Origin of the sequence: Streptomyces sp. NPDC051963 (assembly GCF_044593495.1) — a bacterium.
Taxonomy (GTDB): domain Bacteria; phylum Actinomycetota; class Actinomycetes; order Streptomycetales; family Streptomycetaceae; genus Streptomyces.
The window spans coordinates 131,125-148,713 of sequence record NZ_JBIUCC010000002.1 but is presented as its reverse complement, the minus strand read 5'-3'; the positions used below and the strand labels follow the sequence as shown (position 1 = coordinate 148,713).

At 71.1% G+C, this 17,589-nt stretch carries 15 protein-coding genes; 12 read left to right on the top strand and 3 right to left on the bottom strand.

Features of this window, described 5'->3' with window-relative positions:
* Nucleotides 1-402: 402 nt before the first annotated feature.
* The 7 genes from ACIHFB_RS07180 (at nt 403) to ACIHFB_RS07150 (ending at nt 8,187) form a co-directional block, all read left to right on the top strand.
* Nucleotides 403-1,617: an ROK family protein gene (locus tag ACIHFB_RS07180; RefSeq protein ID WP_400125762.1), complete on the top strand. Its 1,215-nt coding sequence runs from the start codon at nt 403-405 to the stop codon at nt 1,615-1,617.
* A gap of 207 nt (nt 1,618-1,824) precedes the next feature.
* On the top strand, nt 1,825-2,892 hold the full coding sequence (locus tag ACIHFB_RS07175; RefSeq protein ID WP_400125760.1) for an ABC transporter substrate-binding protein: 1,068 nt from the start codon (nt 1,825-1,827) through the stop codon (nt 2,890-2,892).
* A 5-nt stretch (nt 2,893-2,897) separates the two neighbouring features.
* Nucleotides 2,898-3,737, top strand: coding sequence for an ABC transporter permease (locus ACIHFB_RS07170; RefSeq protein ID WP_400125758.1), 840 nt, complete (start codon nt 2,898-2,900; stop codon nt 3,735-3,737).
* The gene (locus ACIHFB_RS07165; RefSeq protein ID WP_365279270.1) at nt 3,713-4,447 is read left to right on the top strand and encodes an ABC transporter ATP-binding protein; all 735 of its coding nucleotides are present in this window, start codon (nt 3,713-3,715) and stop codon (nt 4,445-4,447) included. The genes ACIHFB_RS07170 and ACIHFB_RS07165 overlap by 25 nt, the downstream gene beginning before the upstream one ends.
* Nucleotides 4,444-5,781 (top strand): LLM class flavin-dependent oxidoreductase, encoded by a 1,338-nt coding sequence (locus ACIHFB_RS07160; RefSeq protein ID WP_400125756.1) that lies wholly within the window; start codon nt 4,444-4,446, stop codon nt 5,779-5,781. Before ACIHFB_RS07165 ends, ACIHFB_RS07160 begins: the two co-directional genes overlap by 4 nt.
* A 13-nt stretch (nt 5,782-5,794) precedes the next feature.
* The gene (locus tag ACIHFB_RS07155) at nt 5,795-6,688 is read left to right on the top strand and encodes a TauD/TfdA dioxygenase family protein (protein ID WP_400125754.1); all 894 of its coding nucleotides are present in this window, start codon (nt 5,795-5,797) and stop codon (nt 6,686-6,688) included.
* 122 nt (nt 6,689-6,810) lie between these two features.
* Nucleotides 6,811-8,187, top strand: a complete 1,377-nt coding sequence (locus tag ACIHFB_RS07150) for an amino acid permease (protein WP_400125752.1) — start codon at nt 6,811-6,813, stop codon at nt 8,185-8,187.
* A 154-nt stretch (nt 8,188-8,341) separates the two neighbouring features.
* On the opposite strand, the gene ACIHFB_RS07145 is transcribed toward ACIHFB_RS07150, so the two are convergent.
* On the bottom strand, nt 8,342-8,959 hold the full coding sequence (locus ACIHFB_RS07145) for a histidine phosphatase family protein (protein ID WP_400125750.1): 618 nt from the start codon (nt 8,957-8,959) through the stop codon (nt 8,342-8,344).
* A complete protein-coding gene (locus ACIHFB_RS07140; RefSeq protein WP_400125748.1) occupies nt 8,956-10,383 on the bottom strand; it encodes an FGGY-family carbohydrate kinase in 1,428 nt (475 codons plus the stop codon). The genes ACIHFB_RS07145 and ACIHFB_RS07140 overlap by 4 nt, the downstream gene beginning before the upstream one ends.
* 235 nt (nt 10,384-10,618) lie before the next feature.
* On the opposite strand from ACIHFB_RS07140, the gene ACIHFB_RS07135 reads away from it, so the two are divergent.
* From ACIHFB_RS07135 to ACIHFB_RS07120, 4 genes are read left to right on the top strand one after another with little or no spacing between them, the layout of a single operon-like run.
* Nucleotides 10,619-11,422 (top strand): DeoR/GlpR family DNA-binding transcription regulator, encoded by an 804-nt coding sequence (locus ACIHFB_RS07135; RefSeq protein ID WP_400125745.1) that lies wholly within the window; start codon nt 10,619-10,621, stop codon nt 11,420-11,422.
* Nucleotides 11,423-11,449: 27 nt separating this feature from the next.
* Complete coding sequence (locus ACIHFB_RS07130; RefSeq protein WP_400125743.1) at nt 11,450-12,484, top strand: 2-hydroxyacid dehydrogenase; 1,035 nt, start codon at nt 11,450-11,452, stop codon at nt 12,482-12,484.
* A 19-nt stretch (nt 12,485-12,503) separates the two neighbouring features.
* Nucleotides 12,504-13,946, top strand: a complete 1,443-nt coding sequence (locus tag ACIHFB_RS07125; RefSeq protein ID WP_400125741.1) for an FGGY family carbohydrate kinase — start codon at nt 12,504-12,506, stop codon at nt 13,944-13,946.
* On the top strand, nt 13,946-14,146 hold the full coding sequence (locus ACIHFB_RS07120) for a hypothetical protein (protein WP_365279294.1): 201 nt from the start codon (nt 13,946-13,948) through the stop codon (nt 14,144-14,146). Before ACIHFB_RS07125 ends, ACIHFB_RS07120 begins: the two co-directional genes overlap by 1 nt.
* 30 nt (nt 14,147-14,176) lie before the next feature.
* Here ACIHFB_RS07120 and ACIHFB_RS07115 read toward each other — a convergent pair whose 3' ends face one another.
* Complete coding sequence (locus ACIHFB_RS07115; protein WP_365279297.1) at nt 14,177-14,815, bottom strand: DsbA family protein; 639 nt, start codon at nt 14,813-14,815, stop codon at nt 14,177-14,179.
* A gap of 148 nt (nt 14,816-14,963) precedes the next feature.
* Between ACIHFB_RS07115 and pepN the strand changes: the two genes are divergently transcribed.
* Nucleotides 14,964-17,561, top strand: a complete 2,598-nt coding sequence (gene pepN / locus ACIHFB_RS07110; RefSeq protein ID WP_365279300.1) for an aminopeptidase N — start codon at nt 14,964-14,966, stop codon at nt 17,559-17,561.
* The last annotated feature ends 28 nt before the right edge of the window (nt 17,562-17,589 follow it).

Here is a 17,589-nt window from a genome sequence, read left to right as displayed (position 1 = left end):
CTTGAGCCGATCACCGTCAGCGGTCGACAAAGGGGGGATCCGGGGCTTGGTTGGCTTCGGACAAAGAGTGTGGGTTACACCGGGTACGGCGTGATGCCGGTCACTGCGGTGAAGTGGTGTGAGCTACGGGGACGCCCAGGGCGTTGTCTGTAGGGTCTCACCAAACGGTCCGCCCGCATCGACGCGTGGTGTCTCGCCCGTCGGACGCCGTCTGGGCAGCAGTCGTCCGTTTCGCTAACTTCGAACACATGGTTGCCCAGGCCCGGAACTTCTCGTCGCGTCGCTATGTCGACCTGCGACGCGTGGGCACGGCCACCTGTCGCCGCCCCGGGTGAGGCGGCTCCGGCGCGCCTCCCTTCACGAGACGGCGCAGTGTCGGACCCGTTCCCGAGGATGATCGCCATGCCCCGTAGCGCGGCAGCACCCCCTTTTCCCTCCCTCTCCCCCTCACCCATACCGCGCGCCGCCGACAGCGACCGGCGGCGGACCAGTGCCAGCGTCGTACTGCGGTCCGTGCTGGAGCACGGGCCGGTCGCGCGCTCCACCATCGCCCGGCTGACCGGGCTGTCCCCGGCCTCGGTGACCGACTACTGCGCCCGCTTCGCCCGGCTCGGTCTCATCCGCGAGGCCGAACCGCCCAGACAGGCCAAGGGCGTCGGGCGTCCGCACGTCCCCCTCGACCTGGACGACTCACGGTTCGTGGTGGGCGGGGTGCATGTGGCGGTGCCGTACACCACGGTCGCGTTGCTCGATCTGCGCGGGCGGGTGGTGGCCGAGCGGCAGTTGAAGCACGGCGCCACCGATCCCTCCGCGGTGCTGGCACGCGCCGCCGACGGGCTCACGGCCCTGCTGGACCGTGCCCCCGGATGCCGTCCCCTGGGCGTGGGCTTCGCAGCCGGCGGCTGGGTGGACCGGGACTCCGGGACCGTCGTCGACCACCCGCTGCTGGACTGGCGCGAGGTGCCGGTGCGGGAGATGATCGGCGCCCGCACGGGACTGCCGGTCCATGTGGACGGACACGCGCGGGCGTTGGTGAACGCGGAGCGGCTGTTCGGGCGGGCGCGCGGCAGCCGGAGCGTGCTGCATCTGTTCGTCGGCAATGTGGTGGACGCGGCGTTCGCGACCAACGACGAGGTGCACTACGGTCCCCGGTCCCAGGCCGGCGCCATCGCCCATCTGCCGGTGCCGGGCGGCCGGGAGCCCTGCGAGTGCGGGCGGAGCGGCTGCCTACAGGCCGAGTTGAGCGAGCGGACGCTGTGCCGGCGGGCGCGCGAGGCGGGCATCGTCGCGGGCGTGAACCCGATGCGTGTGGTCGCCGCGGCGGCCGGCGGCGACCCGGTCGCCGTACGGCTGCTGGTGGAGCGGGCCGCCCGGGTGGGGCGGGCGGTCGGGCTGCTGCTCGACGTGCTGAATCCGGAGACCGTCGTCGTCACCGATATCGGCGTCATCCACCGGGCGGACTGCCTTTCCGCGGTGCGGGAGGCGGTCGGGGCGGACCGGGCGGCGGCCGTGGTGCCGACGAGTTTCCCGGATTCCGTGCTGGCCGTGGCGGGCGGCGCGGTGGCTCTGGACCTGCTCTACCGGGATCCGCTGGGCTCTTCACCGGTGCCGAATTAATTCAGAATCTCGGAATGTTGACAGGGGGTGCGCGTGACCAGGAACATCCTGTTCATGAGCTGTCGCACCCTTTGTTGCTGACGCGTCGAGGCGCCTGGCGCGCTCTCCTTCTTCCTGCGTGAATTCCCCTTCTCCGGCTTCTTCCGCCGGGAATTCCGCATGCATTCCTGCCTCTTGCTCTTCCATGTGAACTCAGGGAGTACTCCCATGCCTTCTCCTGCTGTGCCCGGTGTCGACCGGCGGCTTTTTCTGACCTCACTGCTCGGCGTCACCGCCGCGGCGGCCGGCCTGAGCGGCTGCGCGGAGAGCAGCGCCGCGACGGGGGCCGAGGACGCCTTGTCCGCCCCGCTGGCCGACCGGGTCCCGGCCGGTACCAGCCTGAAGATCGCCTCCTATCAGAACGTCCAGCAACTCCAGTTCAAGTTGGCCGAGTTGGGTGATCCGCCCTTCAAGGTGTCGAGCTGGGCGAACATCGGCGCCGGTCCCGATGTCATCAACGCCTTCCGCGCGGGCTCCCTGGACGTGGCCAACAACGCGGGAATCCCGCCGATCCAGGCGCATTTCCAGGGCTACGACGCGAAGATCGTCGCGATCAACATCACCCGCAAGCCGAACTATCTCTTCGCCACCAAGCCCGGCAGCGACATCCGCACGGTCGAGGACTTCCGGGGCAGGAAACTCGCCTTCTCCCAGGGACAGGCCCAAGGTGTCGTCCTGCTGCGGGCGTTGAAGAAGGCCGGAATCGCCTACGACGACGCCGAGCTCGTTCCGCTGACCAGCAACCAGTTCCTCACGGCCCTCCAGTCCGGCCAGGTGGACATCGCTCCGCTGGGCAACACCCAGGCACCCGCCTATCTGGCGCAGTACGAGTCCAAGGGCGCCCGCACCATCACCACCGACGTGGTGGATCTGCTCAACCTGCTGTGGGCGCCGTCCTCGGTGCTGTCCGACCCGGCGAAGTCCGCCGCGGTGGCCGCGTACATCCCGTACTGGGCGAAGGGCGCGGTCTGGACGTACGAGCACCCGGACGTCTGGAACGAGGAGTTCTACGTCGGGACGCAGAACCTGACCCTCGCCCAGGCGCGGGACATCACGGCGCTCGCCAACAAGCCGCTGTTCCCGCCGAGTTGGGACGAGGCCATCGCCTGGGAGCAGGAGACCGCCGATCTGCTGGCGGAGGGCGGCTTCGTGAAGAAGTTCGACGTGGGTTCGCTCTTCGACCACCGCTTCGAGGACATCGCGGCGAAAGCCGTACCGGCGGAGTACCGGAGGTGACGGCCATGACCACGACCGCAGCCGCCGCGGCTGTCACCGCCCCCGCGGAGGGTCCCCGGGTCCGCAGGCGCCGCCGTCTCTCACCCGGCAGGCGACTGCCCGCCGCCCGGCTCATCGGCCCGGCCCTTCTGCTGGGCCTGTGGGCCGCGGCCTCCGCCGCCGGACAGCTCGACCCCGGCGCGATCCCGGCGCCCTGGACGGTGCTGGAGACCGGCGTCCACCTGTGGACGGACGGCACGCTCCCGGACGACGTCCTGACCTCGCTGCAGCGGGCCGGTTCCGGCTTCGTGCTCGGACTGACCGCCGGGATCGCCCTTGCCCTCGCGTCCGGGCTCAGCCGCACCGGGGAAGCGCTGATCGACGGGACGGTGAACCTCAACCGGGCGATCCCGACCCTCGGTCTGATCCCGCTGTTCATCCTCTGGCTGGGCATCGGCGAGACCTTCAAGGTCGCGATCATCGCCATCGTCGTCTACATCCCGATCTACCTCAACACACACGCCGCGCTGTCCGGCATCGACCACCGGTTCGTCGAACTCGCCGAGGTCCAGGGCCTGTCGAAGTGGGCCTTCATCCGGCAGATCGTCATCCCCGGCGCGCTGCCCGGCTTCTTCGTCGGTCTCCGGCTGGGCGTGACGGGCTCCTGGCTCGGACTGGTCGTCCTGGAGCAGATCAACGCCACCAGCGGGCTCGGCTATCTGATGTTCCAGGCCCAGAACTACGGCCAGACGGACGTCATCCTCGTCGGCCTGGTCGTCTACGGCATCTTCGGCCTGGCCTCCGACAGCGCGGTCCGGCTCATCGAACGGAGGGTGCTGTCATGGCGCCGCACACTGAGCAGCTGACCCGGCCCGCCGTCCAGCTCCGGGGCCTGACCCGGTCGTTCGACGGGCGGAAGGTCCTCGACGGCATCGACCTCGACCTGCCGGCCGGGCAGTTCACCGCCCTGCTCGGACACAGCGGCTCCGGCAAGAGCACGCTGCTGCGGGCGGTCGCCGGTCTCGACCACGAGGTGGCGGGCAGCGGACAGCTCACGGCGCCGGAAAAGGTGTCCGTGGTCTTCCAGGACTCCCGGCTGCTGCCCTGGCGCCGGGTCCTGGACAACGTACTGCTCGGCCTCGACGGCAGGAACGCCGCGCAGAAGGGCCGCGACGCCCTCTCCGAGGTGGGACTCGCGGGCCGTGAACGCGCCTGGCCGAACGAGCTGTCCGGCGGCGAGGCACAGCGCGCCGCGCTCGCCCGCTCCCTGGTCCGGGAGCCCGAACTCCTGCTGGCCGACGAGCCGTTCGGCGCGCTGGACGCGCTCACCCGGATCAGGATGCACGTTCTGCTCAGGGAGCTGTGGGAACGCCACCGGCCCTCCGTCCTGCTCGTCACCCACGACGTGGACGAGGCGATCGTGCTCGCCGACCGGGTGCTCGTGCTCGACCAGGGCCGGATCGGCCTCGACCTGACCATCGACCGCCCGCACCCGCGCTCGTACCGGGATCCCCTGCTGGGCGAGTACCGGGAGCGGCTGCTGGCCGCGCTGGGTGTGACGGAGGACCACCGGTGACTTCGAGAGAACTGCATCTCAACGCCTTCCTGATGAACACCGGGCACCACGAGGCGTCGTGGCGGCTGCCGGAGAGCGACCCGTACGCCCATGTCGAGCTGGACCACTATGTGCGGCTCGCCCGGATCGCCGAACGCGGCACCTTCGACTCGCTGTTCCTGGCCGACGGTCCGCAGCTGTGGGGCAACCTCGCACAGCGGCCCGCCGGCGCCCTGGAGCCGCTCACCCTGCTCACCGCGCTGGCGACGGCCACCGAGCACATCGGCCTCATCGCCACCGCCTCCACCTCCTACAACTCCCCCTACAACCTGGCCCGCAAGTTCGCCTCACTCGACATCATCAGCGGCGGCCGGGCGGGCTGGAACATCGTCACCACGGCGGGCGCCGAGGCGGCCCGCAACTTCGGTCTCGCCGCCGAGCCCGCGCACGCCGAGCGCTACGCCCGCGCCGCCGAGTTCCTCGATGTGGCACTGAAGCTCTGGGACAGCTGGGAGGACGACGCGATCGTCGCCGACAAGGCGGCCGGCGTCTGGGGCGACGACGCGAAGATCCATCCGCCCCGGCACCAGGGGACGTACTTCAGTGTCGAGGGCGCCCTCAACGTCCCCCGCACCCCGCAGGGTTACCCCCTGCTGGTGCAGGCGGGCTCCTCCGAGGACGGCAAGCGGTTCGCCGCCCGCTACGCGGAGGCCGTGTTCACCGCCCAGCAGACCCTGGGCGACGCACAGGCCTTCTACGCCGACCTCAAGTCCCGTACTTCCCAAGCGGGCCGCGACCCCGGCCACATCAAGGTGCTGCCCGGCATCGTCCCCGTCCTCGGCTCGACGGAGGCCGAGGCACGGTCCGCGGAGCAGCTGCTCGAAGACCACATCGTGCACACGCACGGCGTGGCACGCCTGGAGAGCCTGCTCCAACTGGAGCCGGGAACCCTGGAGTTGGATGCTCCGCTGCCCGCCGATCTGCCGCCGGAGAGTTCGATCGAGGGCGCCAAGAGCCGCTACACGCTCATCGTCGGGCTGGCCCGGCGGGAGCGGCTCACCGTCCGGCAGCTCGTCGGCCGGCTCGGCGGCGGTCGCGGGCACCTCACCTTCGCCGGGACTCCCGAGCAGGTCGCCGACGCGATCGAGCGGTGGTTCACCGGCGGCGCCGCCGACGGCTTCAACATCATGCCCGCCGTACTGCCGTCCGGCCTCGACCTCTTCGTCGACCACGTCGTCCCGATCCTCCGCGCCCGCGGCCTGCTCCGCACGGAGTACGGCCCGCGGCAGACCCTGCGGGAGCGCTACGGCCTCCCGCGACCCGCCAACCAGTACGCCAAGCCCGCTCTTGTCTAGAGAGGACCCGCACATGTCCGACATCCAGCTCCGCAAGGTCACCGCGCACATCGGCGCCCAGGTGTCCGGCGTCGACCTCGCCAAGCCCCTCGACGAGGAGACGGTCTCCGCCCTCCGGGACGCGCTGAACGCCCACAAGGCACTGGTCTTCGACGACGTCGACCTCGACGACGAGGGCCAGCAGGCCTTCGCCCGGCACTTCGGCGACCTCACCACCGCCCACCCCACCGTGCCCGCGGTCGACGACGCCCCGAACGTGCTCCCCGTCGACAGCGAGCAGGGCCGCGCCAACCACTGGCACACCGACGTGACGTTCGTCCTCAACCCGCCGCAGGCCAGCACCCTGCGCAGCATCACCGTCCCGCCGTACGGCGGCGAGACCCTGATCGCCAGTTCCGCCGCCGCCTACCGCGACCTGCCGGAGCCGCTGCGCCGGCTCGCGGACACGCTGTGGGCCGAGCACACCAACGACTACGACTACGCGGTGCCGGAGGAGGACATCGACGGCGAACGGGCCGCCCAGCGCGCCCAGTTCACGTCCATCAAGTACCGCACCGCCCACCCGGTCGTCCGCGTCCACCCGCTGACCGGTGAACGCGGGCTGTTCATCGGCGGGTTCGCACAGCGCATCGTCGGGCTGTCGGTGGGCGAGTCCCGCAAGATCCTCGACCTGCTCCAGGCGTATGTCACCCGCCCGGAGAACGTCCTGCGCTGGCGCTGGTCCCCCAACCAGCTCGTCCTGTTCGACAACCGGATCACCCAGCACTACGCCATCGACAACTACGACGGCCAGCCGCGCCGCCTGCACCGGGTGACCGTCGCCGGGGACGTGCCGGTCGGCATCGAGGGCAAGGAGAGCTACTCGATCGAGGGGGACGCGTCGCACTACACGCCGGTCGCCGCGTAAACGGGCGATCACGGACAGCTTCCAAGGTGTCCGGATAGTGGGCAGCCTCTCCGTCTGAGCGGAGAGGCTGCCCATGCTGTGGGCGTTTTTGCCCGATCTCATGCATTGGACGAGCCGCGCCCATGCCCAGCACCACGGTCGAGACGCCGCCCGAGGCGGACGTCTCCCTCTCCCACGGCCTGAAACAGCGCCACCTGTCGATGATCGCCCTCGGCGGTGTCATCGGCGCCGGTCTGTTCGTGGGCTCCGGCGCCGGTATCGCCGCCGCCGGGCCGTCGATCGTCGTCGCCTACGCGCTCTCCGGCGTCCTGGTGATGCTGGTGATGCGGATGCTCGGCGAGATGTCGGCCGCGTACCCCTCGTCGGGCTCCTTCTCGGCGCACGCCGAGCGGGCGATCGGCCCCTGGGCGGGCTTCACCGCCGGCTGGTCCTTCTGGGTCCTGCTCTGCACGGCGGTCGGCCTGGAGGGCATCGGCGCCGCGAAGATCGTCAGCGGCTGGCTGCCGGGCACGCCCGAGTGGGCGTGGGTGGCGCTGTTCATGGTGGTGTTCTGCGGCACGAACCTGGCCGCCGTGAAGAACTTCGGCGAGTTCGAGTTCTGGTTCGCGGCGCTGAAGGTGGGCGCGATCACGCTGTTCCTGGCGCTGGGCGTGCTGGCCGTCGTCGGCGTCCTGCCCGGCACGGACTCCCCCGGCGCCTCGAACCTCACCGACTTCCTGCCGAACGGCGGCGAGGGCCTGGTCATCGGCCTGCTCGCGTCCGTCTTCGCGTACGGCGGCCTGGAGACGGTGACGATCGCCGCCGCCGAGTCGGAGGACCCCGTGCGGGGCGTGGCGAGCGCGGTCCGTACGGCGATGTGGCGCATCGCCCTCTTCTACATCGGCTCGATGGCGGTCATCGTCACCCTCGTCCCGTGGGACTCGAAGGCGGTCGTGGAGAAGGGCCCGTACGTCGCCGCCCTGGACCACCTCGGCATCCCGGGCGCCGGGCAGCTGATGAACGTCGTCGTGCTGGTCGCCCTGCTCAGCGCGATGAACGCCAACATCTACGGCGCCTCGCGCATCGCCTACTCGCTCGTCGAGCGCGGCCAGGGCCCGAAGGCGCTGGGCAAGGTCTCCTCGGGCGTGCCGCGGACCGCCGTACTCGTCTCGTCCGTCTTCGGCTTCGGCTGCGTTCTGCTCAGCTACTGGCGGCCCGACGACGTCTTCTCCTGGCTGCTGAACATGATCGGCGCGGTCATCCTGGTCGTCTGGATCTTCATCGCCGTCTCCCAGCTGCGGCTGCGCCGCCGGCTGGAGCGCGAGACGCCGGAGAAGCTGGTCGTCCGCATGTGGGCGTTCCCGGCACTGACCTGGGTCGCGCTCGCCGGCATGGCGGCGATCTTCGTCCTGATGGCCCGCGAGCCCGACACCCGGGTCCAGCTGTACTCGACGGGCGGGATGACGCTGGCCCTGGCGGCGGTCGGATACGCCTGGCAGCGGGCGCGCGCCCGGAGGTGACCGGCGCCTCGCTCTTTTTGTTGCTAGCCTGTAGTTGCAAGCTACTCGCAATAAGAGCGTCCTGCCTCGTGATCGTCTTCTCACCGCTCACCCGGCAGGCGGACAGAAGGAAGCCCCCGCGAGGACGTGACTCGCGGGGGCCTTCCCGTGCCGGTCAGGGATTCCGGCACGGCACATTGAGCGAGAGCAGGGCGGCGGAGCCGTTGCCCGCCATACGGAGTTCGGTGATCGCCGTGTTGCGGAGCCTGGGGAAGACACGGCGGTATTCGCCCAGGGGGATCGACAGCAGCTCGCACAGCGCCAGGCGCAGCAGCGTGTTGTGGGCGACCACGAGGACCCGTTCGCCGGGGTGGGCTCCGGCGATGCGGCGCAGGGCCCACGTGCCGCGGGCCGCGGCGGCCGCGGGGTCCTCGGCCCGGGGGAACGGGTTCGCCACCGGGTCGGTACGGAAGGCCTCCGCGCGCTTGGGGTCCTCGGCCGCGAACTCGGCGAGCGTACGGCCCTCCAGTGCTCCGAAGTCGCATTCGATCAGGGCCGGTTCGCGGTGCGGGGTGAGGTCCAGGGCACGGCATGCGGGCTCGGCGGTGGCGATGGCGCGGGAGAGCGGGGACGTCCAGATCGCGTCGACCGCGAGGGTCACCGCCCAGCGGCCGAGGGCGTCCGCCTGGGCGCGGCCCGTGTCGGTGAGGGCGATGTCACTGATGCCGGCGTAGCGGTTCTCGGCATGCCAGACGGTCTCGGCGTGGCGGGTCAGGAGGAGGGTCGTGCTCATGAACCCGCAGTATCCAGGTTCAGCCGGGCGCGGGCGTGCGCGGCGACCGGCGACGGCAGCCAGCCGCGTGCTTCGAGTTCGTCGACGAGACGGGCGTACGGCCCGGCGAAGCGGACTGTGCGGGACGGTTCCAGCTCCGTGCGGACCCGGACCATGCGCTCGGCCGCGTCGGCCGGCGACTCGGCCGCTCCGGTGCCGTAGGCCGCCAGCGCCGCCATCCCCAGGGCCGGTTCCGTCTGCTCGGGTACGCGGGCCGGGCGGCCCAGGATGTCGGCGCGGAGCTGGTTCCAGTACGGGCTGCGGGCCGCGCCCCCGGTGAAGGTGAGCGGGCCGTCGAGCGGGGCGCCCAGATAGTGCAGGTAGTCCAGGCACAGGCGCTCGGCGAAGGCGACGCCCTGGAGCAGCGCGGCCCACAGGTCGGCGTCGCAGCTGGGTTCGCCGAGGACGACGGCGGTGGCGTCCGGTGCCAGGAACGGGAAGCGTTCACCCGGCGACACCAGCGGGTAGGCCACCGCGCCGGACGGTTCGAAGGCCGCCGCGGTGGCGTCCATGGCGGCCGGGTCGGCACCCGAGAAGGCGGCGGTGAGCACACCCGCGCCCACGCTGGACGCCCCGCCCGGCAGCCAGCCCCCGTCCGGCGCACGGTGGTTGTAGACCACACCGGTGGGGTCGCGGACGGGGCGCGAGGTGGCGCCCTTCAGCACCAGCGTCGTACCGAGCACCGAGTTCCAGGAGCCCTCGCGCAGCGCGCCGGAGGCGATCTGGGCCGCGCAGCCGTCGGTCATCCCGGCGATCACCGGGGTGCCGGCGGGGATGCCGGTGGCCTCGGCGGCGGCCACGCACACCTCGCCGAGCCGGGTGCCGGGCCGTACGACGTCGGGCAGCGCCCCCTCCGGCAGACCGAGGATGTCGGGCCAGGCGTCGCGCTCCACGTCGTACGCCGTCTTCAGTGCGTGACTGGAGTCCGTCGGCACGGCCCGGCCCACGAACCGCGCGGTGATCACGTCCGGCTGATGGGTGAGCCGCCCCGGTCCGTACGCCTCGACCAGCCACCGTGCCTTCGGCAGCGCCCAGGTGTCCTGCACCCTCAGCCCCGCCGCCCGTGCGCTCGCGCCCTGCTCGCCCGCCCGTCCGTCGTCGTACATCAGGGCGGGGCTGACGGGTTCGCCGGAGGTGTCGGTGAGCAGGACCGTCCCGGACGTACCGCACACCGCGAGCCCGCAGATCCGTACGCCGGCGGAGACCGCCTGCCGGGACGCCACGCACACCGCGTCCCACCACTGACCCGGATCCTGCTCGTGCCGTACGCCGTCACGCCGCCCGGCCAGCGGGACCGTACCGCTGCCGAGGACCGTGCCGTCCCCGGCGACGAGCAGCGCACGGACGCCCTGCGTTCCCAGGTCGATCCCGAGCCATGACTCCATCGGACCTCCCACACCTGGCCGTGAACTTCTCACTCTGCACCGAGATTTCCCCCTGCGCGAGGGATTGACGGCCATCTTCCGCCGTTACACCCTCTGTTAACGATTCGACTCGATGTGTTAACCCAGCCCCCGCCGGACCGCGTCCCGACGATCCGGTACGTGTGAGGGTCCGGCCTGAGAACCTGCTGCTGTTCGAGGCCGGCCGGCCGGAGCGTCCAGGACGAAGGATCGGGCGATGACCAACGCACAACAGGGACCCGCGGCCCGCCAGGCCGCCATGGCGGAGCAGGTCCTGGCCGACGGTTCGGCGAGCGCCGCCGAGCTGGCCGAACGCTTCGGGGTCAGCCTGATGACGATCCACCGGGACCTCGACGAACTCGAACGGCAGGGAATCGTACGGAAGTTCAGGGGCGGGGTGACCGCGCAGCCGTCCGGGGTGTTCGAGTCGAATGTGCAGTACCGGCTGAAGAGCATGCGGGCGGAGAAGGCCGCCGTCGCCGAGCAGGCGATGAAGTCGATAGAGCCCGGTATGGCGATCATGCTCGACGACTCCACCTCCGCCCTGGAGATAGCCCGACGACTCCGGCTCGCCGAGATCACCCCGCTGACGGTCGTCACCAACTTCCTGGAGGCGATCAACCTCCTCGCCGACCAGCGCGGCATCCACCTCATGGCCCTCGGCGGCGACTACGATCCGCTGCACTCCTCCTTTCTCGGCGTGTCCTGCGTCGAGGCAGTGCAGTCGCTGCGCGTCGACGTCTGCTTCGCCTCGACGTCGGCCGTGCACGGGGGCTACGCCTACCACCAGGAACAGCACATCGTGTCCGTGAAGCGGGCGATGCTCGACTCGGCGGCACGCAACATCCTGCTGATCGACCACACCAAGCTCGCCCGGGTCGCCCTGCACCGGGTCGTCCCGCTCTCCCGCTTCGACCTGCTCCTCGTCGACGACGGGGCGCCGGCCGAGGCACTGCGGGATCTGGCCGAGCACAAGGTCCGTTACGAGATCTGCGCGACGAAGGGCGGCAGCCATGGCTGAGGGGCGGAGTATCCACGGAGGTACCGGATGACAGGGACGCTCCGAGTCGTGGCCGCCGGGGATCACTTCGTGCTGCCGTCGCTGATCGAGTCGGCCGTGGTGGAAGAACTGCGCGAACACCCCTGCGAAGTACGGCAGTTGACCCTCGGCTGGCCGCTCGAACCCTTCGGCCCGGTCGCCGAGGTGACGGAGGCGAGCGACGCCGAGGACGAGCTGATCGAGGCGCTGTCGGACGACCGTGAGGTGCTGATCACCCAGATGGCCCCGGTCACCGAACGCGTCCTGGAAGCCTCCCCCTCCCTCCGCCTGGTCGTCGTCTGCCGCGGCGGCCCGGTCAACGTCAACCTGGACGCGGCCGCATCCCATGACGTGCGGGTGTGCTTCGCGCCCGGACGCAACTCCGCCGCCACCGCCGAGTTCACCGTCGGTCTGATGCTGGCGGCCCTGCGGCGCATCCCCCAGGCTCATGACCTCCTGGCCCGGCAGGGGAGTTGGCAGGGGGCGGCCTACTACACGTACGAGCACAGCGGTCTGGAGCTGGCGGACCTGCCCGTCGGGCTCGTCGGCTACGGAGCGGTCGGCAGCAGGGTGGCCCGCGTGCTCTGCGCCTTCGGGGCGCGGGTGATGGTGTACGACCCGTATGTGCACGGCGAGATCCACGGTCTGCGGGTCTCCTCCCTCGACGAACTGCTCGCCGCCTCACGGGTGATCACCCTGCACGCCCGTCTCACCCCCGAGACCCGCGCTCTGATCGGCGCCCGCGAGCTGGCCCTGCTGCCGCCCGGCGCGGTCGTCGTGAACGCGGCCCGCGGCCCGCTCCTCGACGAGGACGCGCTCTGCGACGCGCTGGAGAACGGGCGGCTGTCGGCGGCGGCACTCGACACCTACGAGCGGGAACCGCTGCCACCCGGATCACGGCTGCTGGGCCTCGCCGAACGTGTCGTACTGACCCCGCACCTGGGCGGGGCGAGCCGGGCGACGGCCGAGAAGGCGGCGGCGATCGCGGCCGGAGAGGTCGGACGGTGGGTGCGCGGGGAGCCGCCGGCGCACGGCTTGGCGTGAGGACTGGAGGTAGGTCTGTATGTTCCTCGGGATCGATGTGGGCACATCCATGGTCAAGGCCGCGGCCTTCGACCGGACCGGCCGTGAACTCGCCGTCGAGGCACGGCCGGTGCGCCTGTCGCTGCACGGCGGGTTCGTCGAGCAGGACATGGAGGAGGTGTACGGGGCGGTGGTCGCCGTCCTCGACGCACTGACCGCACGGCTGCCTGACGACGTCGAGCTGGCCGGGCTCACCGGACAGGGCGACGGGGTGTGGCTGGTGGACGGCGAGGGCCGTCCGGTGCGGCCTGCGGCGTCCTGGATGGACGGGCGGGCGCACGAACTGCTCGACCGGTGGCTGGCGGACGGCACCTTCGAGACGGTGTTCCGGCGCACCGGCAACGCCATGTTCCCCGGCTGCCCGGGCCCGCTGCTCGCCTGGCTGGACGCGCACGAGCCGAAGTCCCTGGACGCCGCGAAGGCCGCCGTGTACTGCAAGGACATGGTCTTCCAGCGGCTGACGGGGGCGGCGCGGGCGACGACGGACGTGTCGGACGCGTCGATGCCGTTCCTCGACCCGCGGTCACGGTCGTACGACAACCGGGTCGTGGAGCTGCTGGGTCTCACCCACCGGCGGGGACTGCTCGCCCCGATCAGCGACCCGCCGGCGACGGCCGAGGCGCACGGCGAGGGGCTGCCGTCCGGAACCCGGCTCGCGAACGGCCCGTACGACCTCCCGGCGAGCGCGCTCGGTGCCGGCGTCACCTCCCCCGGCGACGGCCTGCTGATCGTCGGTACCTGTCTGGCCGCCCTGGTCGCGACGACCGACCTGGACCTGACCGGTGAACCGGCCGGGATGTACATCTCCACCGACCGGCCAGGGCACTGGCTGCGCGCGATGCCGGCCATGGTCGGCACGGCCGCCCTGGACTGGGTGCTGTCGACGACGGGCGTCGCCCATGAGGAGGTGGACGCCCTGCTGACGGACACACCGCCGGGCGCACACGGCGTCCGTGTCCTGCCGTACTTCGCCCCCTCCGGGGAGCGTGCTCCCTTCGTCGAGCCCGGCCTGCGCGCCGAACTCACCGGCGTCAGTCTGGAGTCGACCCGCGGCGACCTGGTCCGCGCGACCTGTGAGGGCATCGGCTACGCCGCCCGGCACTGTCTGGAGGCGGCGGGTCTGACCGGCTCCCTGGCGGTGTGCGGCGGCGGTACGCGCAGCCACGCCTGGATGCGGCTGCTCGCCGATGTGCTGGGCCGGCCGCTGCGGGTGGTCGAGGGCGAGGTGGGCGCGCGGGGCGCGGTGCTGGCGGCGGCCGAGCGGTACGGGGTCGCGCTGGACGCGGGCGCGTGGACCGAACCGACGGAGGTCGTCGAGCCGGACGCGGGGCGGGCCGCGTACTACGCGGCGGGGTACCGGGACCATCTGACCCGGCTGGCACAGGCCCGCGCCAACGTGGGCTCGGCGGAGAGGAACACCTGATGTTCAGACGGTGCCCGAACTGCGGTGGCCCCCTCCAGGAGTTCCGCGAGCTCAACGACGCGGAGAAGGCCGTCGTCAGACAGCAGAAGAAGGAGTTTCCGCCGGAGGCCTACGTCCGCTGCACCCGCGAGGGATGCAGACGGTTCCAGCGGAAACTCAAGTGGGACGACGGCGGCAACTTCCCCGAGAAGCCCGAGTGATCCGGGTGATCCCGGCGGCCCCGGTGCTCGCTACAGGTTGCTGAAGTCCGGACCCTTCGTACGCGTGCGCTTGATCTCGTAGAAGCCGGGGACCGAGGCCACGGCGAGGGTGCCGTCCCAGAGGCGGGCGGCCTCCTCGCCCTTGGGGGCGGGGGTGACGACGGGGCCGAAGAAGGCGATCTGGTTGCCGTCGGCGCCGGGGACGGCGATGACGGGCGTGCCGACGTCCTGGCCCACCTTGTCGATGCCCTCCTTGTGGGAGGCGCGCAGCTGGGGCTCGTACGGGGTGTCGTCCCAGTGGTCCATCAGGGACTCGGGCAGACCGACGTCCTTCAGGGCGGCGGCGACCGTCTCCTTCTCGGGGCCCTCGCCCTGGTTGTGGATGCGGGTGCCGAGCGCGGTGTAGAAGTCGCCGAGCACCTCGGCGCCGTGCTCCTCCTGCGCCGCGATCACGACCCGGACGGGACCCCACGCCTTGGTCGAGAGCATTTCCCGGTACTCCTCGGGGAGCTCGTCGAGCCGGGGCTCATTGAGAACGGCCAGGCTCATCACATGCCAGCGCACCTCGATGTCCCGGACCTTCTCCACCTCACGCACCCAGCGGGAGGTCATCCAGGCCCAGGGGCACAGCGGGTCGAACCAGAAGTCGACGGGAGTCTTGTCCGACATGTCTCTCCTCATGAGGCAGGCGTATGTCCGCACAACGTCTGAGGGAACGCCGCTGCTCGCCGTGCCATTCCCCGGTGCCGCGCGTCAGGGCCGCATGGCAGGATCAGTGCTGTCCGCATACTGAACACACCCCGAGGGAGTGCCACCCGTGCCCGGTGAGAATCTGTCCCGCGACGAGGCCCGGGAGCGGGCCGCCCTGCTGTCCGTCGACGGGTACGACGTGTCCCTCGACGTACGGACCGCCATCGGCGACGGGGACTCCGAAAGCGGGTCGCCGCGCACCTTCCGTTCGGTCACCACGATCCGCTTCCGCTGCGCCGAACCCGGTGCCACCAGCTTCGCGGACCTGATCGCGCCGAGTGTGACGGCCGTCTCCCTCAACGGCAGGGACCTGGACCCGAGCGAGGTCTTCGACGGTACGCGGATCACCCTGGAGGACCTCGCCGCCGACAACGAACTCGTCGTCGACGCCCAGTGCGCCTACTCCCGCACCGGCGAGGGCCTGCACCGCTTCGTCGATCCCGAGGACGGCGAGGTGTACCTCTACACGCAGTACGAGCCGGCCGACTCCCGCCGCGTCTTCGCCAACTTCGAGCAGCCGGACCTCAAGGCGCCGTTCCGCTTCGAGGTGCGGGCACCGGAGGCCTGGACGGTGTGGAGCAACGGCGTCGGTGAACTGCACGACGGGGTGTGGCGGTTCGCGGAGACGAAGCCGATCTCGACGTACATCACCTGTGTGGTGGCGGGCCCGTACCACTACGTGACGGATTCGTACGCGCGTACCTTCGAGGACGGCACGAAACTGGAGATCCCCCTCGGCGCCCTGTGCCGCAAGGGACTCGCCCCCCACTTCGACGCCGACGACGTGTTCCTGGTGACCAAGCAGGGCCTGGACTTCTTCCACGACCACTTCGACTACCCGTACCCCTTCGGGAAGTACGACCAGGCGTTCGTGCCCGAGTACAACCTGGGAGCGATGGAGAACCCCGGACTGGTCACCTTCCGGGAGGAGTTCATCTTCCGGGGCAAGGTGACGCGGGCGTCGTACGAGGGCCGGGCGAACGTCGTCCTGCACGAGATGGCGCACATGTGGTTCGGCGACCTGGTCACCATGGAGTGGTGGGACGACCTGTGGCTCAAGGAGTCCTTCGCCGACTTCATGGGCGCGTTCGCGCTGGTCGGCGCCACCCGCTTCCAGGACGGCTGGATCACCTTCGCCAACCGCCGCAAGGCGTGGGCGTACCGCGCCGACCAGCTGCCGTCCACCCACCCCATCACGGCAGACATCCGCGACCTCCAGGACGCCAAGCTCAACTTCGACGGCATCACGTACGCCAAGGGCGCCTCCGTACTGAAGCAACTCGTGGCGTACGTCGGCCAGGACGCGTTCCTCGAAGGCGCACGGCGCTACTTCAAGCGGAACGCCTACGGCAACACGCGCCTCGGTGACCTGCTGTCGGTGCTGGAGGAGACCAGCGGGCGGGACATGGCCGCGTGGGCGCGGTCCTGGCTCCAGACCGCGGGCGTGAACTCGCTGACCCCGCAGGTGCTGTTGAGCCCGGAGGGCCGGATCGACGAGCTGGCGGTGGTGCAGGACGCTGCCGAGTCGCACCCGGAATTGCGGCCGCACCGGGTGGCGGTGGGCCTGTACCGGCGTACACCGGAGGGTGCCGTCGAGCGGTACGCGCGGGCCGAGGCGGACGTGGACGGCCCGCGTACGGTCGTGTCGGAGCTGGCCGGCGCCGAGGCCCCGGACCTGGTGCTGGTCAACGACGACGATCTGACGTACTGCAAGATCCGGTTCGACGACACCTCGCTGGCCACGCTGAAGGACGGCCTCGGCGCGATGACCGATCCGCTGGCGCGGGCCATGTGCTGGTCGGCGCTGTGGAATCTCACCCGGGACGCGCTGCTGCCGGCGCGGGACTTCGTCGGCCTCGTGCTGCGGTTCGCGGGGCGCGAGTCGGACATCGGCGTGCTTCAGATGCTGCACGCCTGGGCGCACTCGGCGCTGGTCCACTACGTCGCGCCCGAGTGGCGGCCGGCCGGCGAACGGCTGCTGGCCGAGGGCGCGCTGCGCGAGCTGCGGGGTGCCGAGCCGGGCAGCGAGCACCAGCTGGCGTGGGCGCGGTTCTTCGCGACGGTGGCGGCGGGCGAGGGTGACCTGAAGCTGCTGAAGGGCCTGCTGGAGGGGGCGGAGACGATCGAGGGGCTGGAGGTGGACCAGGAGCTGCGCTGGGCGTTCCTGGGACCGCTGGCCGCCCACGGGGTCGCCGGTGAGTCGGTGCTCGCCGCCGAACTGGCCCGCGACGACACCGCGTCCGGCAAGCGCCACCAGATCCGCTGTCTCGCCGCCCGCCCCTCGGCCGCGGTCAAGGCGCAGGCCTGGGCGCAGGTCGTCGAGTCGGACGCACTGTCCAACGCCCTGGTCGAGGCGACGATCGCCGGCTTTGTGCAGTCGTCGCAGCGGGAGCTGATCGCGCCGTACGCCGAGAAGTACTTCGCCGCCATCGAGCGGGTGTGGACGCAGCGGTCGATTCAGATCGGGATGGATGTCGTGCGGGGGCTGTTCCCGGGGTTGCAGGACTCCGAGGGGACGCTGGAGGCGACGGACGCGTGGCTGGCGGCGCACGGGACGGCGGCGCCGGCGCTGCGGCGGCTGGTGCTGGAGGCGCGGGACGATCTGGCGCGGGCGCTGCGGGGGCAGGCGTGTGATGCGGCGGCCACCGCACCGCAGGCACCGTAGGCACCACAGGACCTTTGGCCAACGATCA

Bases quoted from the DNA above. Each gene is read 5' to 3' on its own strand.
- ACIHFB_RS07140 (WP_400125748.1), bottom strand. From the start codon at position 10,383: ATGGAGTCATGGCTCGGGATCGACCTGGGAACGCAGGGCGTCCGTGCG.
- ACIHFB_RS07150 (WP_400125752.1), top strand. From the start codon at position 6,811: ATGCCCAGCACCACGGTCGAGACGCCGCCCGAGGCGGACGTCTCCCTC.
- ACIHFB_RS07175 (WP_400125760.1), top strand. From the start codon at position 1,825: ATGCCTTCTCCTGCTGTGCCCGGTGTCGACCGGCGGCTTTTTCTGACC.
- ACIHFB_RS07180 (WP_400125762.1), top strand. From the start codon at position 403: ATGCCCCGTAGCGCGGCAGCACCCCCTTTTCCCTCCCTCTCCCCCTCA.
- ACIHFB_RS07165 (WP_365279270.1), top strand. From the start codon at position 3,713: ATGGCGCCGCACACTGAGCAGCTGACCCGGCCCGCCGTCCAGCTCCGG.
- ACIHFB_RS07130 (WP_400125743.1), top strand. From the start codon at position 11,450: ATGACAGGGACGCTCCGAGTCGTGGCCGCCGGGGATCACTTCGTGCTG.
- ACIHFB_RS07155 (WP_400125754.1), top strand. From the start codon at position 5,795: ATGTCCGACATCCAGCTCCGCAAGGTCACCGCGCACATCGGCGCCCAG.
- ACIHFB_RS07115 (WP_365279297.1), bottom strand. From the start codon at position 14,815: ATGTCGGACAAGACTCCCGTCGACTTCTGGTTCGACCCGCTGTGCCCC.
- ACIHFB_RS07135 (WP_400125745.1), top strand. From the start codon at position 10,619: ATGACCAACGCACAACAGGGACCCGCGGCCCGCCAGGCCGCCATGGCG.
- ACIHFB_RS07170 (WP_400125758.1), top strand. From the start codon at position 2,898: ATGACCACGACCGCAGCCGCCGCGGCTGTCACCGCCCCCGCGGAGGGT.
- ACIHFB_RS07145 (WP_400125750.1), bottom strand. From the start codon at position 8,959: ATGAGCACGACCCTCCTCCTGACCCGCCACGCCGAGACCGTCTGGCAT.
- ACIHFB_RS07120 (WP_365279294.1), top strand. From the start codon at position 13,946: ATGTTCAGACGGTGCCCGAACTGCGGTGGCCCCCTCCAGGAGTTCCGC.
- ACIHFB_RS07125 (WP_400125741.1), top strand. From the start codon at position 12,504: ATGTTCCTCGGGATCGATGTGGGCACATCCATGGTCAAGGCCGCGGCC.